15 protein-coding genes are annotated in these 15156 nt (G+C 64.6%); 5 read left to right on the plus strand and 10 right to left on the minus strand.

Annotated features, from left to right (window positions below; genetic code table 11):
* Positions 1-2 precede the first annotated feature (2 nt).
* The gene (betC, locus tag IC762_RS20480) at positions 3-1529 is read right to left on the minus strand and encodes a choline-sulfatase (RefSeq protein WP_195784053.1); all 1527 of its coding nucleotides are present in this window, start codon (positions 1527-1529) and stop codon (positions 3-5) included.
* Positions 1530-1658: 129 nt separating this feature from the next.
* Between betC and IC762_RS20485 the strand changes: the two genes are divergently transcribed.
* A complete protein-coding gene (locus IC762_RS20485; RefSeq protein ID WP_195784054.1) occupies positions 1659-2852 on the plus strand; it encodes a CaiB/BaiF CoA transferase family protein in 1194 nt (397 codons plus the stop codon).
* A gap of 73 nt (positions 2853-2925) precedes the next feature.
* A complete protein-coding gene (locus IC762_RS20490; RefSeq protein WP_195784055.1) occupies positions 2926-3708 on the plus strand; it encodes a class II aldolase/adducin family protein in 783 nt (260 codons plus the stop codon).
* Positions 3709-3793: 85 nt separating this feature from the next.
* Here the strand turns inward: IC762_RS20490 and IC762_RS20495 are convergent, their stop codons facing one another.
* A complete protein-coding gene (locus IC762_RS20495; RefSeq protein ID WP_195784056.1) occupies positions 3794-3949 on the minus strand; it encodes a hypothetical protein in 156 nt (51 codons plus the stop codon).
* A 353-nt stretch (positions 3950-4302) separates the two neighbouring features.
* Here IC762_RS20495 and IC762_RS20500 point away from each other — a divergent pair, with 353 nt between their 5' ends.
* The 3 genes from IC762_RS20500 to IC762_RS20510 are packed head-to-tail and all read left to right on the plus strand — an operon-like array spanning position 4303 to position 6235.
* Positions 4303-4902: a hypothetical protein gene (locus IC762_RS20500; RefSeq protein WP_195784057.1), complete on the plus strand. Its 600-nt coding sequence runs from the start codon at positions 4303-4305 to the stop codon at positions 4900-4902.
* Complete coding sequence (locus tag IC762_RS20505) at positions 4899-5510, plus strand: hypothetical protein (protein ID WP_195784058.1); 612 nt, start codon at positions 4899-4901, stop codon at positions 5508-5510. The genes IC762_RS20500 and IC762_RS20505 overlap by 4 nt, the downstream gene beginning before the upstream one ends.
* A gap of 11 nt (positions 5511-5521) precedes the next feature.
* The gene (locus tag IC762_RS20510; protein ID WP_195784059.1) at positions 5522-6235 is read left to right on the plus strand and encodes a hypothetical protein; all 714 of its coding nucleotides are present in this window, start codon (positions 5522-5524) and stop codon (positions 6233-6235) included.
* A gap of 110 nt (positions 6236-6345) precedes the next feature.
* Here IC762_RS20510 and IC762_RS20515 read toward each other — a convergent pair whose 3' ends face one another.
* The 8 genes from IC762_RS20515 to glyA form a co-directional block, all read right to left on the minus strand.
* Positions 6346-8466, minus strand: a complete 2121-nt coding sequence (locus tag IC762_RS20515; protein ID WP_195784060.1) for a sodium-translocating pyrophosphatase — start codon at positions 8464-8466, stop codon at positions 6346-6348.
* 220 nt (positions 8467-8686) lie between these two features.
* Positions 8687-9688, minus strand: coding sequence for a thiamine-phosphate kinase (thiL, locus tag IC762_RS20520; protein WP_195784061.1), 1002 nt, complete (start codon positions 9686-9688; stop codon positions 8687-8689).
* A 152-nt stretch (positions 9689-9840) separates the two neighbouring features.
* Positions 9841-10332, minus strand: a complete 492-nt coding sequence (gene nusB / locus IC762_RS20525; protein WP_195784062.1) for a transcription antitermination factor NusB — start codon at positions 10330-10332, stop codon at positions 9841-9843.
* A gap of 2 nt (positions 10333-10334) precedes the next feature.
* The gene (ribH, locus tag IC762_RS20530) at positions 10335-10826 is read right to left on the minus strand and encodes a 6,7-dimethyl-8-ribityllumazine synthase (RefSeq protein ID WP_195784063.1); all 492 of its coding nucleotides are present in this window, start codon (positions 10824-10826) and stop codon (positions 10335-10337) included.
* Positions 10827-10938: 112 nt separating this feature from the next.
* Positions 10939-11547: a riboflavin synthase gene (locus IC762_RS20535; RefSeq protein ID WP_195784064.1), complete on the minus strand. Its 609-nt coding sequence runs from the start codon at positions 11545-11547 to the stop codon at positions 10939-10941.
* Between the two features lie 111 nt (positions 11548-11658).
* The gene (gene ribD / locus IC762_RS20540; protein ID WP_195784065.1) at positions 11659-12807 is read right to left on the minus strand and encodes a bifunctional diaminohydroxyphosphoribosylaminopyrimidine deaminase/5-amino-6-(5-phosphoribosylamino)uracil reductase RibD; all 1149 of its coding nucleotides are present in this window, start codon (positions 12805-12807) and stop codon (positions 11659-11661) included.
* Entirely contained in the window at positions 12804-13286 is a 483-nt protein-coding gene (gene nrdR / locus IC762_RS20545; protein WP_195784066.1) for a transcriptional regulator NrdR, read from the minus strand. The genes ribD and nrdR overlap by 4 nt, the downstream gene beginning before the upstream one ends.
* 26 nt (positions 13287-13312) lie before the next feature.
* The gene (glyA, locus tag IC762_RS20550) at positions 13313-14614 is read right to left on the minus strand and encodes a serine hydroxymethyltransferase (protein ID WP_195784067.1); all 1302 of its coding nucleotides are present in this window, start codon (positions 14612-14614) and stop codon (positions 13313-13315) included.
* Positions 14615-15156: the final 542 nt, after the last annotated feature.

The raw sequence follows: 15156 nt of genomic DNA on the forward strand, positions 1-15156 counted from the left end.
GCTCAACTCTTCATCGAGGCCAACGGAGGCCAGCGCTTCTTGACCTTGATGACGCGCGCGCTGCCGCGACGAACGAAGCGCTTGGTGTCATCCGCCTTCGCCTGGTAGTCCCAGACCGGCTGCATGGCGTCCGGCAGGCCGTTGATGAATTTCCGGCGCGCCTGACTGGCGAGGACCTCGGCTGCAAGTTGCGCCGGATTCCACCGCGCCATGACTTCGCCCTTCAGCTCGGCGACCACCTTCGGCAGTTCGGACGCCAGATTGCGCAGCTCCTGCGGGTCGCTCGCAAGGTCGTACAGGATGTCCGGGTAGCCATGCGTGTAGATGTATTTGTAGCGGCCACGCCGCAGCGCGCAGCACGGCCCGGTGACACCCTCGGCCGTATATTCGACGAAGGCGGAGCGCTCGTCCCGTTCGGGCAAGTCATCGATCAGCGTCTTCATCGACCGCCCGTCGACGGGTTCGACCCAGGCCGGCGAATGCCCGGGATTGGCATAATCCAGCAGGGTCGGCAGGATGTCGACATGCGACACCGGCGCATCGACGCGCCGTTCGCGCCGCAGCCCGGGCTGCGCAATCAGCAGCGGCACCTTGACGGACCAGTCGAAGAACACGCGCTTGAACCACATGCCGCGCTCGCCGAGCATGTCGCCGTGATCCGACGTCACGATGACGATGGTGTTTTCGTCGAAGCCGGTGCGCTTCAGCGTTTCGAGCAGCCGTCCCACCTTGTCGTCGACGTAGCTCACCATCGCGTAATATGCGTGCCGGGCGCGACGGATCTGGTCGTCGGTCGGCGCTGCCTTGTCGAGCCCATGCGCATACTGGATCCAGCGGCTCAGCATGTCCCGCTCTTCGAGCGCGATGTTGCCGGTGAGCGGCAGGTTGATCTCGGCGGGGTCGTAGCGATCGAGGTACTCGGGCAGGATATGGAACGGCGGATGCGGATGCGTGAACGAGACGCACATGAAGAACGGCTGCTCCTCGTCGCGCGCCAGATCATAAAGCCGCTGGATCGACTTCGCTTCGACCTCCTCGTCGTAATCGAGCTGCAGGCTGCGGAAGCATTCGCCGCTTTCGGTCACGGTGCTGAGATTGTGACCGGGTGCGTAGAAGGCGAACTCGCCTTCCGTCCAATCGGCGGTCCAGCCGAAATCGGCGGGATAGATGTCCGTGGTCAGACGCTCCTGGAAGCCGTGCAGCTGATCGGGGCCGACGAAGTGCATCTTGCCGCCGAGGATCGTCTTGTAGCCCAGGCTGCCCAGATAGTACGGGATCGTCGGCGTTGAGGCGGAAAACTCGCACGCATTGTCGAAAGCGCCGATGCGCGTGGCGTACTGCCCTGCCAGCAACGAGAATCGTGCGGGCGCGCAAAGCGGGAAATTGCAGTAGGCGTTGTTGAAGACCGTCGAGCGCGCGGCCAGCGCCTCCAGGTGCGGCGCCTTGACGACGCTGTTGCCGTGAAACGGCAGCGCCGGTCCCGACAATTGATCCGCCATGATCAGCAGGATGTTGGGCTTCTTCTTCATGATTCCTCCCGTGAAAATCCGAACCTGGCAGAACCGGCACGGCTGATATTGCATATTTGTTGTATACAATCTAGACTGCCGCTCCAAGAATGACAAGAGCCTTCGAAGGCGATGTTGCGGGAGAGACGCGTGGGCGCATTGAACGGCATCAAGGTTCTGGACCTCACCCGCGCCCTGTCGGGGCCGTTCTGCACGATGATCCTCGGCGATCTCGGCGCCGAGATCGTCAAGCTCGAGCCCATCCAGGACGGCGATATGAGCCGCGCATGGGGCCCGTTCGACGACGGGGAGAGCGTTTATTTCCTGAGCACGAACCGCAACAAGCGCAGCGTGGCGATCGACTTCCGGTCGCGGGAAGGCCTGGAGCTGATACGCAAGCTCGCTGCCGGCGCGGATGTCGTGGTCAACAATTTCAAGCCCGGCGTGATGGAAGACATGGGGCTTTCGCACGCCGCGCTGCAAGCGCTGAACCCGAAGCTGGTACACGTCACCATCACGGGGTTTGGCACGGATGGCCCCTACGGACGGCGGCCCGGTTTCGATCAGATCGCGCAAGGCATGTCCGGCCTGATGAGCGTCACCGGCTTCGACAAGGAGCTGGGCACCCGTGTCGGCGTTCCGATCGGCGATCTCGTCTCCGGCATGTGGGCCGCGATCGGCACGCTCGCGGCCTTGCAGGCGCGACACACGACAGGCGCAGGCTCCGTGGTCGACACCTCGTTGCTGCGCGGCCTGCTCGCAATCCTCGGCGTCCAGGGACAGCGCTATCTGAGCGTGGGCGAGGTCGCCGAATGTGCCGGCAACAGCCACCCTACCCTTGCGCCCTACGGCACATTTCATTGCAGCGATGGCGCCTTGAACCTGGCGCCCGCGACCCCGGACATGTGGGAGCGATTGTGCCGGTTGCTGGAGCTGACCGATCTGCTTGACGATCCGCGCTTTGCAACCAACACCTTGCGCGTGGCCAACCGCGCACCACTCGAAGCGCGCATCAACCAAGGGCTCCGATCCCGCCGCCGCGAGGACGTCATGGCGATGATGGAGAAAGCCGGCATCCCGGCGGGCCCGATCTACGACATCGCCGAGGCTTTTGCAGACGAGCATGTTCGGGCGAGCGGCCTGATCGAATCGGTCCTGCGCATCGGCAGGCAGGCGACCGAGGTGCTGCCCGTCGGGGTCAAGCTGGCCGGCTCGACCGGACGCCACGCCGCGCCGCCGCTGCTCGGCGAACACACCCGCGACGTGTTGCTCGAAAGCGGGATGAGTTCTGCGGAGATCCAGGACCTGATCGATCGCCGCGTGGTCGGGCAATCGACGAACTGAATCGCCGCCGTTCGGTCGGGGATATGACGTTCAACAATAACGATGGGAGAGAAACATGCACGTGGATCGGAAAATGCCTGAGGCGGCTCGTGCCGGCACGGAATACGACGCTGCGGAGTGGCAGCTCAGATGCGACCTTGCCGCCTGCTTTCAGCTGACCGACCTGTACGGCATGTCGGACCTTGCCTCGACCCACATCTCCGTCAGCCTGCCGGGGCCGCAGCACCATTTCCTGGTCAATCCCCTCGGCACCCTGTTTGACGAGATGACCGCGTCCTCGCTGCTCAAGGTCGATCACAACGGCAAGGTGCAGGACGGCCGCGACCAGGCGTTGCTCAACCCCGCGGGCTTCATCATTCACAGCGCCATCCACATGGCGCAGACCGACCTGGTCTGCGTCATGCACTCACACACCGCCGCCAACAACGCGGTGGCGATGCAGGCCGAGGGCCTGCGGCCGCTCAGCCAGAAGGCCGCGGTCATGCTCGATTTCGTTCGCTATCACGACTACGAGGGCGCCGCGCTGGACGAGGACGAGCGCGAGCGGCTGGTACGCGATCTCGGCCCCGACGGGCGGGTCCTGATCCTGCGCAATCACGGCGCGCTGACGGTCGGCCGCAGCGTGGCAGAGGCGTTCTGCTGGACACACCGTCTCGACACCGCCTGCAAGTATCAGATCGGCGGCCTCTCCGGCAACGTTCCGCTGCACGAGCTCTCCCAGGAAACCATCAGCCACACCCGCGCTCAGGGCTTAAGGATGCTCGGTCCCGGCGGCTTCTTCGAATGCGGCAAGGTCGAGTGGCCCGGCCTGATCCGGAAGCTCGAGCGAGAGCGCGGAACGTCCTATCGGACGTGAAGCGTCGTTGACGCCGGGACGAAAACATTCGCCGCGATCGTCGAGAAGCAGATGGAGGTGAAATGGCGGCGCGTGCGCGCCGACATTACGAAGATTTGTTGATCTTCTTGATCTTGGCGTCGGTTGCTTCGATTGACGTCGCCAGTTCCAGGATTGCCTTCGACAATAACTCGATGGCCTCCGTCTGATCCTGCGACTTGGAGGCGCGGAGCGCATAGTTGCGTGCGGATGAGAGCGACATCGATGGATCTCCGTTTTGTTCGCGTCTGGTTGGCGGCGGACATCGTTGGCCGGGCCGATCAATTCGCCAGTCCACCGAACGACGTCACCGCCGCACGGGGTGCCGAAAGGAGACATCGACGCGGACGCCAATATCCGGGTTGAGGTGTCACCCGTCGCTTGAGTTGTGGATTGATTTCGAAAAATGAACTCGCCCTTGCCCACCTAATTTTAACCACGGCGCGCCCGCGGTTGTGTTGTCGAATTAATGCACGATTTAGCATATTGGCGGTACTGAGCAAATCTAGACAGGCCGCGCACCACCTTCTTAGTCATTTCGGATTATTCGTTAGAGGCATGTTTTGCGGAGGGATCATGCGTTCATTGCGAATTCTTGCGACGCTGATTTGCGGGAGCATTGCGCTGGCGGGCTGCAAGTCGGAGCCCCAGGCAAAAGAGTACCCGTTCGGCGTCGCTGAAGCGGTGCGCCGCCTGGACAATTCCGACAGCGCCGGCTTCCGCTACGCCCGCCATTGCGGCGTGCTGTTCAACTTCGGCAGCAATAAATCCGACGACCACACGGTAACCTGGACAGCGCGGGCGAGCCGCAAGGACGTTTTCACCTTCAACGTCGTTGTGGTCGAATCTCCCAAGGGCGTGACGCTGAAGCTCAGCGTCCCTCTCGAACGCAACGGCCGCGAAATATACGACGGCACCCAGAAATACAATCATCCGTTACTGCGCCAGCCGCTACGTCCGGCGATCACCGAGCTCATCGAGTCGGCAATGGAAAAACGCTCATTCGACAATGAGCGGGTCGAGGCGGACGCGCGCTACCTTGATCGTAGCCCGTCCGGACAGGCCTGCAGCGAGGATGCGCAAATTTTGGCGCAGGGCTTCGCCGCCGATTACGACGGTCCTCCCGGCCCGTCGATGGAGACCGCTCAAAAGCTTGCTGCCAAAAACCATTGGTGACGCTCGTCGATTGCGAAGAAAGGATTTGTCTGATGGGGATTCGAGCCGCGTTCGGGGTGTTGGCGCTTTGCATGTCGCTCGCGGTCTACTTCGGGATCGGGTCGGGCGCGGACAAGAATCGCGTCTATGCGATGCCGGTCTCCGAGGTGAACCGTCTCATCGACGGGATCGATTTGCCGGATGTCATATTCGCGAACCACAAAGCCAGGCATTGGCGGGCGAACGACAGGCTATCGGTCTGGGCGCTGCAGAACGATGCAGGCAAGGAAACGTTTCGCCTGACCGCGACGACCGCCGCCGACAACAAGGGTTCGCTTGTCACGGTCGCCATCCTGCCACCCGACAACGATAAGCGCGACGAGATCAAGAAGATGCTGGATGACAATCCGGCGTTCGTTGATCTGTTCGGTGCAGCCTTGGCCGAACAGATCGACGCCAGGCTGCACAACCGGCTGTTCGCCATCGCCAACATCTCCCGGCCGATGGCGCGTGTCACGATGCACGCTGCTCCGCAAATCCTGCAAATGCGCAAATCCATCGATGCGGAGTACGCACGGAAAGCGCAGGAAGGTCGGGAACGCTACGACCAGCTCTACAAGAGCCGTTAAGCGGGGGTCGCATGATGGGACGTTGGACTGAGCCGTTCGTTGTGGTCGTCGTTGCCGCGCTGCTTGGCATGGCGGCGTTGGTGACCGTGCCATCATCCCCGGCATTGGCTGCCGCGGACGAGCCGCCTGCACCGAATTTGGGATCGTGCTGGCTGAACTTGCCCAAGGACGTCACGACGATCGTTTATTATACTTATGGTGGATCGATGGCGAGCCGCTACCGCCTATTCAACGAACAAGATACCAATCTCAGCCGACAGCCGATCGTCATTCCGAAACGGGATAAGCCACTCTTCATCGTACTCGTTTCCTACGGACCCACCGAATGGGATTTGAGGATCGATCCGGGAGCGGAAGTCGCCGGAGCGCTCGTGCTCGGCTACCGTGACCAGATCGTCAGCAACCTTCCAGCGAACACAAGGCTCGGCTTTTCGATTTTCACGGGTGGCAATGGCCGTGATTGCCCGACCCGCAAGAGCTGGTGGGGTGACGACATGAAGCTATTGAGCCCGATGCTCAACGCCGACTTCGGTCATTACCCGAATGAGCACTACAACAGCGGGTATGAGGATTGCAGCTACTTCCTGTGTGCACGTAGCGGCAAAGTCGCCGACAAGCCCAAGCCTTCGTTCTGGGCCCGCATGTTCGGCAGTGCGAAAGCGGACGAACAGGGTCCCAAAGCCGGTGGTGTTATCAGGACGTCGGCCCGATTGATCTTGCACTGAATATCTTTCGGAGCGAGCCAGAAGCCGCGAATACACGCACGTCGGCGAATGCAATAAAAACCCCCGCGGCTCGCACCGCGGGGGTTTGCATTTTCACGCGGTCGCGCCACTCAGTGCGCCAAGATCGCCAGCAGCAAGAGCGCCACGATGTTGGTGATCTTGATCATCGGGTTCACCGCCGGGCCCGCCGTGTCCTTGTAGGGATCGCCGACGGTGTCGCCGGTCACCGCGGACTTGTGAGCATCGCTGCCCTTGCCGCCGTAGTGGCCGTCCTCGATGTACTTCTTGGCGTTGTCCCAGGCGCCGCCGCCCGAGGTCATCGAGATCGCGACGAACAGGCCGGTGACGATGACGCCGAGCAGCATGGCGCCGACCGCGGAGAACGCTGCCGACTTGCCGGCTGCGCCGCCGCCCGCGATGAAGTAGATCAGGAAGTAGACCACGATCGGCGACAGCACCGGCAGCAGCGAGGGGATGATCATTTCCTTGATCGCCGCCCGGGTCAGCAGGTCGACCGCCTTGCCGTAATCAGGCTTGTCGGTGCCCTGCATGATGCCGGGCTTTTCGCGGAACTGACGACGGACCTCCTCGACGATCGCGCCGGCGGCGCGGCCGACCGCGGTCATGCCCATCGCGCCGAACAGATACGGCAACAGGCCGCCGAACAGCAGGCCGACCACCACGTACGGATTGTTCAGCGAGAAGTCCGGATTGACGCCGGCGAAGTAGGCGTGGTGGGCGGAGTCGGCGATGAAGAATTTGAGATCCTGGTTATAGGCCGCAAACAGCACCAGCGCGCCGAGACCGGCGGAGCCGATCGCGTAGCCCTTGGTCACCGCCTTGGTGGTGTTGCCGACCGCGTCCAGCGCGTCGGTCGATTTGCGCACTTCCTTCGGCAGCCCGGCCATTTCGGCGATGCCGCCGGCGTTGTCGGTGACCGGGCCGAAGGCGTCGAGCGCCACGATCATGCCGGCCAGCGCCAGCATGGTCGCGGTCGCGATCGCGATGCCGAACAGGCCGGCCAGGCTGTAGGTGACCAGGATGCCGGCGATGATGACGATCGCGGGCAGCGCGGTCGCCTCCATCGAGACCGCGAGGCCCTGGATCACGTTGGTGCCGTGACCGGTGACCGAGGCCGCCGCGATCGACTTCACCGGGCGATAGTCGGTGCCGGTGTAGTATTCGGTGATCCAGATGATCAGGCCGGTGACGATGAGACCGACCACGCCGCATTCGAACAGCGCCATGCCGGTAAAGTCGACGCCGTCGAGCTTGCCGAAGCCGATCAGCCAGTTGATGACGACCGCGACGCCGACCAGCGACAGGATGCCGGTGGCGATCAGGCCCTTGTACAGCGCACCCATGATGGACTGGCTGGCGCCGAGCTTGACGAAGAAGGTGCCGATGATCGAGGTGATGATGCAGATGCCGCCGATCGCGAGCGGCAAGGTCATCATGTTGACTAGGATCGGGGTCTTGGCGAAGAAGATCGCCGCCAGCACCATGGTGGCGACCGCGGTCACCGCATAGGTCTCGAACAGGTCGGCCGCCATGCCGGCGCAATCGCCGACATTGTCGCCGACGTTGTCGGCGATGGTCGCCGGGTTGCGCGGATCGTCCTCGGGAATGCCGGCCTCGACCTTGCCGACGAGGTCGCCGCCGACGTCGGCACCCTTGGTGAAGATGCCGCCGCCGAGTCGGGCGAAGATCGAAATCAGCGAGGCGCCGAAGCCGAGCGCCACCATGGCGTCGATCACGGTGCGGCTGCCGGCTTCCAGCCCCATGAACTTGACCAGCACCATGAAGTAGATGGTCACGCCGAGCAGTGCGAGACCTGCGACCAGCATGCCGGTGATCGCGCCCGCCTTGAAGGCGAGCTCGAGGCCGCCGGCGAGCGAGGTGGTCGCCGCCTGCGCGGTGCGGACGTTGGCGCGCACCGAGACGTTCATGCCGATGAAGCCGGCCGCGCCGGACAGGATGGCGCCGATCGCAAATCCGATCGCAACCAGCACGCCGAGGAAGTAGGCCAGCACCACAAAGATCACGATGCCGACGATGCCGATCGTGGTGTATTGCCGGCGCAGATAGGCCTGCGCGCCTTCGGCGACGGCCCCTGCGATTTCCTGCATGCGTGCACTGCCCGCATCCGCACTCAGAACCGATTGCGTCGCCCAGATCGCGTAAACGATGGAAAGCGCTCCGCAGAGCACGATCACCCATAATGCTGTCATGTGAATTTTGCCTCAGATCCTTGATGTAACCCCCGCGCCTTTTGTCCCGCCTGAAGCGGCTGGCGCTTATTCGCTGAGGACCCTCCCTGCCCACAGGGACTGCCTCAAATCGGGCGCGACCTTGCCAAAATCGTCCCCCCCGCGCAACGGCACCAACGGCTGAAAACGCCGCTATCGGCAGCTAATTAGAGGGAAAATCGTCGGCCCCTCGCCCGCAGTTCTAGAAATGGCTGTAGGACAGCCGCTCCAACGCCAGTTCCTGGCCCTGCCCGTCCACGAAACGGGGGCCGGTGCGGCCGGCAACGACACGGCCGATCTCGGTGGCGGCGACGCCGGCCCGCTGCGCCATCAGCGCAAACGCCTCGGCGCGATCCTCCGGCACAGCGCAGAGAATCTCGTAGTCGTCGCCACCGGCGATGAGCACCTCAACACCGACCGTGCTGCGGGCCAGCAGCGCGGCAGCCGCCGGCGAATGCGGGACACGCGGCAGCTCGATCTCGGCCGAGACGCCGGAAGCCGCGCACAGTTTGGCGAGATCGCCCGCCAGCCCGTCCGAAACATCCATCGCGGCGCTGGCATGGTCGCGCACCGCCGGCGCCAGCGCATTGCGCGGCTGCGGCACGCGATACCGGCCGGCGAGGAAATCCCGCGCGGCGGAATCATCAGCCAATGCCTGGGCGGCCGGCCCGCCCCGGAGCACGTCGAGGCCGAGCGCGGCATCGCCGATCGAGCCCGTCACGAACACGCGGTCGCCGACTTTTGCGCCGGCGCGATGCACCATCCGCCCCTCCGGCACGCGCCCGAACGCCGTGATCGAGATCATCAGCGGCCCCGGCGTCGAGACGGTATCGCCGCCAAGCAGCGGGCAGCCGAAATGGACGGCATCCTCACCAAGCGCCTGCGCGAACGGTTTCAGCCAGGTCTCATCCGCCCCGCGCAGCGCCAGCGTCAGCACGAAGCCCGCGGGCGTGGCGCCCTTGGCCGCGATGTCGGACAGGTTCACCCGCAGCGCCTTGCGCGCCAGCGTGTCGGGCGGATCGTTGGGCAGGAAGTGCACGCCTTCGACAATGGCGTCGGTGGTGACGACGATATCCTCGCCCGCGGCCTTCAGGGCGGCGGCGTCGTCGTCGAGATTGAATGCGCCGGGATCGGTCGCGAGCGGCCTGAAATAGCGCGCGATCAGGGAGTCTTCGCCGGATACTCGGTCATTGTCCTGCGTCACGCTACCAGTCCCGTCATCCTGAGGTGCGAGCCTTTTGGCGAGCCTCGAAGGATGCACGGCCCGGATGCAGCCTCCACGTCACGCCGCCGCCCTTCGAGGCTCGCAAGAGCTCGCACCTCAGGGTGACGGCTACGGAGAGGCAAGGCTTACCCTTACCCCCGCACAAACTCGTCGCCGCGGAATTGGCGCGCGATCTGGTCGAGCACGGCATTGACCATGCCGGTCTCGTCCTTCTCGACGAAGGCGTGGGCGACGTCGACATATTCCGACACCACCACCCGGCCCGGCACGTCCTTGCGATGCTCAAGCTCGTAGGACCCGGCGCGCAGCACCGCGCGCAAAATCGCGTCGATCCGTTTCAGCGGCCAGCCCTTCGCCAGCGCGTCGTCGATCAGGGGATCGAGCCTCGCCTGGTCGCGCACCACGCCGGAGACGACGTCGCGGAAGAACGCGGCCTCCGCCGGCAAGTACTTCTCGCCCTCGACCTCGTTGCCGAGCCAATGGCTCTCGAACTCGGCGAAGATGTCGTTCAGGCCGGCGCCGCCGATGTCCATCTGGTACAGCGCCTGCACGGCCGCGAGCCGCGCCGCGCCGCGCCGGTTGGCTTTCCTCTCGGGCGGTTTGCCGGGCTTGCTCTCTGCCATGATCACGCCTTCGCCAAACGGCGCTTGATGCGCAGCATCGCCAGCGCCGCGCGCGCGGCATCGCCGCCCTTGTTCAGTTCGCTGGCGCGCGCCCGCGCCCAGGCCTGCGCCTCGTTATTCACGGTCAGGATGCCGTTGCCGAGCGGAAATTTGCGGGCGACCGCCAGATCCATCAGCCCGCGCGAGGATTCCTGCGAGACGATCTCGAAATGGATGGTGTCGCCGCGCACCACGCAGCCGAGCGCGATCGCCGCATCATAAGGCTTGCCGTTGGTTTCAGCCGCATCGATCGCGATCGCGATCGCCGCCGGGATTTCCAGCGCGCCCGGCACGGTGAGGATGTCGTGGGTGACGCCGGCGGCCTTCAGCTCGGCCAGCGCGCCCTCGAGCAGCGCATCCTGGATGTCGTCATAGAACCGCGCCTCGACGATCAGGACGCGCGCGCCCGTGATGTCGGTGTGGTCCTTGAGAGGTGCGCGCCTCGCGTCAGCCATGGTTACCTTCGTCATTTGCCGGGCTTGACCCGGCAATCCATCGTGCCGGAGGCCCACCTTGTTAAGAGGATGGATACGCGGGTCAAGCCCGCGTATGACACATTTGTGGTCGCTACTTCATCTCCGACAGCCGCGCGGCGTAGCGGGCCATCAAATCGACCTCGATATTGACCTCGGTGCCGGCCTTCCAGCCGCTCAGCGTGGTCACCGAAAGCGTATGCGGGATGATCAGCACCGAAAAGGTCACGTCGTCGACGGTGTTCACGGTCAGCGACACGCCGTCCAGGGTCACCGAGCCCTTTGCCGCGATGAAACGCGCCAGCTCGCGGCTGGTTTTGAGCGTGAAGCGCGCCATGTCGGGCAGATCGTCGCGCGTCACGATGGTGGCGATGCCGTCGGCGTGGCCGGCCACGATATGGCCGCCGAGTTCGTCGCCGATCTTCAGCGCGCGCTCGAGATTGAGCCTGCCGCCCTCACCCCAGTGCTTCGCCGTGGTCATGCCGAGCGTCTCGGCCGCGGCGTCGACGTCGAACCAGGTCTTGCCATCAGACGTGCCGGAGGCGACCACCGTGAGGCAGACGCCGTTGCAGGCGATCGAGGCGCCGTCGGCGATCGTGGCCTGGTCGTAGTCGCAGGCGATCCGCATCCGGTGCAGCTGCCCCTGCGCGACCGGCTTCAGGTTGATGATCTCACCGATATCGGTGACAATTCCGGTAAACACGACAAACCTCACACTATTCGTCATGGCCGGGCTTGACCCGGCCATCCACGGCTTTCTTCATTAATTGCGGTCAAGACGTGGATGCCCGGGTCAAGCCCGGGCATGACGACCTCAAGACCTATCGTAGATCGTCAGACTGTCCTTGCCGAGCGCCTCGCTAGCACGAAGGGCGAAGGCCTGCGACTGCGTGATTGCGGCCAGCGGCAATGCGTGCAGCGCGGGAACCCCGTCGGCGCCCACCGTATCAGGCCCGCGCAACAGCCAGATTTCGTCGACCAGCCCGGCTGCGACGAAAGATCCTGCCACCCGCGCGCCGCCCTCGACCATGAGCCGCGTGATGCCTTTGTCCGCCAGCGCATGCAGCACGGCCGGCAGATCGAGCCCGGGCGCCGCCGATGAGCCGACGCGGATCACCTGCGCTCCGGCAGCGCCGAGCTTCGTCGCGGCCGGCGCGTCGGCCAGATCTGACGTGACCACCCAGAGCGGCGTCTCGCGTGCGGAATGCACAAGGCGGCCGGTGCCCGGCAGCCGCAGCGCGCGGTCCAGCACGATGCGGACCGGCGAGCGCTGTGCCATGCCCGGCAGCCGGCAGGTGAGAAGCGGATCGTCCGCCAAAACCGTTCCGATCCCGACCAGGATCGCATCGCACTGCGCGCGCAACAGATGCACGCGCGTTCGCGCAATTTCGCCCGTGATCGCAACCGGCTCGTGACCGGCGGCGGCGATCTTGTCGTCGGCCGAGACCGCAAGCTTGAGGATGACATGCGGACGCTTGTCCCGGATGCGCCGGAAGTGCCCGGCATGATCGTGCGCCGCTTCCGCCGCGCAGAGCCCGACATCGACCGCGATGCCGGCCGCGCGCAGCCTGGCGTGCCCCTTCCCCGCGACCTCCGGATTGGGATCCTCGATCGCCGACACGACGCGCGCGAGCCCGGCCGCGACCACGGCATCGGCGCAGGGCGGCGAGCGTCCGAAATGCGAGCAGGGTTCGAGCGTCACGTAGAGCGTGGCGCCGCGGGCGGCCGCGCCGGCGCGGCTGAGTGCCTCGACCTCGGCATGCGGACGTCCGCCCGGCTGGGTCCAGCCGCGGCCGACGATCACGCCGTCCTTGACGATGACGGCGCCGACCGCCGGATTGGGCCAGGTCCGCCCCAGCCCGCGCCGGCCAAGCGAAAGCGCGAGCTGCATGAAGCGCTGGTCCGCCGCCTTCGCATCCCGGGATTTCTGCGCGAACTGGTCTTCCAGGATCCGGAAGATCATTTTCGCAACGTCGCGACCCGCGGATCGTCTTCGCCGGACAATTCGCCGAGCACGGCCTCGAAATCCCTGGCCTCGCGAAAGTTGCGATAGACCGAGGCGAAGCGGACGTAGGCGACATCGTCGAGCCCGCGCAGATGCTCCATCACGATCTCGCCGATCGCCTCCGAGGAGACCTCGGCCTCGCCGCCGCTTTCGAGCTCGCGCACGATGGTCGAGACCATCTTCTCCAGCCGCTCCGAATCCACCGGACGCTTGCGCAAGGAGATCTGCAGCGAGCGCACCAGCTTGTCGCGGTCGAACGGCACGCGGCGGCCGTTGCGCTTGATCACCGTGAGCTCGCGCAGCTGCACCCGCTCGAAGGTGGTGAAACGGAAGTTGCAGGCCATGCAGACCCGCCGTCGGCGGATCACGGCGGAATCCTCGGTCGGACGCGAGTCTTTCACCTGCGTATCGAGAGAGTTGCAGCTCGGGCAGCGCATCCGACGGAAACCTTTGAAAGCGAACCTTACTGATAGATCGGGAAGCGATCGGTCAGCGCCTTGACGCGCTCCTTGATCGCGGCCTCGACCAGCGGCGCCTTGCCGTCCGGCGACTGCGCCAGCGCGGTCAGCACCTCCGCGATCATGCCGCCGACCTGCTTGAACTCGGCGACGCCGAAGCCGCGCGTGGTCGCCGCCGGCGTGCCGAGACGAAGACCCGAGGTGACGAACGGCTTCTCGGGATCGAACGGGATGCCGTTCTTGTTGCAGGTGATGGCGGCGCGCACCAGCGCCTTCTCGGAGACGTTGCCCTTCAGCCCCTTCGGGCGGAGGTCGACCAGCATCAAATGATTGTCAGTGCCGCCGGAGACGATATCGAGGCCGTGGCCGCGCAGCGTCTCGGCCAGCGCCTTGGCATTCTCGACCACGTTCCTGGCATAGACCTTGAAGTCCGGCCGCAGCGCCTCGGCGAACGCCACCGCCTTGGCCGCGATCACATGCATCAGCGGACCGCCCTGCAGACCCGGGAAGATCGCCGAGTTCAGCTTCTTGGCCAGCGTCTCGTCATTGCTGAGGATCAGGCCGCCGCGCGGGCCGCGCAGCGACTTGTGCGTCGTGGTGGTGGTGACGTGGGCGTGCGGCACCGGCGAAGCATGCACGCCGCCGGCGACGAGGCCCGCGAAATGCGCCATGTCGACCAGCAGATACGCGCCGACGGAATCGGCAATCTCGCGAAAACGCTTGAAATCCCAGGCCCGCGAATAGGCCGAGCCGCCGGCGATGATCAGCTTCGGCTTGACCTGCTCGGCCTGCCTCGCGACTTCGTCCATGTCGATCAGATGATCGTCGCGGCGCACGGTGTAATGCGCGGCCTTGAACCACTTGCCGGACATGTTGACCGGCGAGCCGTGGGTGAGATGGCCGCCGGCGGCGAGATCGAGACCCATGAAGGTATCGCCGGGCTGCAGCAGCGCCAGGAACACCGCCTGGTTCATCTGGCTGCCGGAGTTCGGTTGCACGTTGGCAAAGCCGGCGCCGAACAGCTTCTTGGCGCGATCGATCGCGAGGTTCTCGGCGACGTCGACCCACTCGCAACCGCCATAGTAGCGCGCGCCCGGATAACCCTCAGCGTATTTGTTGGTCATCACCGAGCCCTGCGCCTCCAGCACGGCGCGGCTGACGATGTTTTCCGAGGCGATCAGCTCGATCTCATGGCGCTGCCGGCCGAGCTCGCCCTTGATTGCGGCGGCGATTTCGGGATCGGCCTCGGCAAGGCCGGCCGTGAAGAAGGAATCGGGCGCGGATGCGGTCTTGGTCGAAGAGGTCATCGGCGAAATATCTCCACCGCCACAAGCCTTTAACAGGGGATGCGGACGGTCACGAGTGGCGATCGAGCTGGTTGCAGAGCGTTACCACATTGCCCCAAAATGGCCAAGCGGTTGCGGTCCCCTGTCGCCAATTATGCCAGATATGGTGGGGATGGCGGGGATTGCGAGGGTTCCCTCTGCTCGCCCCACGCGTCGTCATGGCCGGGCTTGTCCCGGCCATTCCACGTCGTTCCCACACAGAGACCAACGTCGTGGATGCCCGGGGCCAAGCCCGGGCATGGCGAATTTACTGACCGCGCATCCAATGGATGCATTTTATAATAGGCACAACCCGCATCTCCACGCTGAAGAAATCTAAGCGCGCGTGGTTCACGTTCATCGAGCCGTGCTGCGTGAACCAATGAGACGATTTGGAATCCTTCCACACTGGACCGATTCAAAACATGCGCGTCAGGCGCGACAATACTTCGCACTTCTCGCGACAAATCGTTGTCGATCGATCACACACGCGAGCTTCGTGCGCGCCTTGAAGAGGTTCTAAG

Origin of the sequence: Bradyrhizobium genosp. L, assembly GCF_015624485.1 — a bacterium.
Classification (GTDB): domain Bacteria; phylum Pseudomonadota; class Alphaproteobacteria; order Rhizobiales; family Xanthobacteraceae; genus Bradyrhizobium.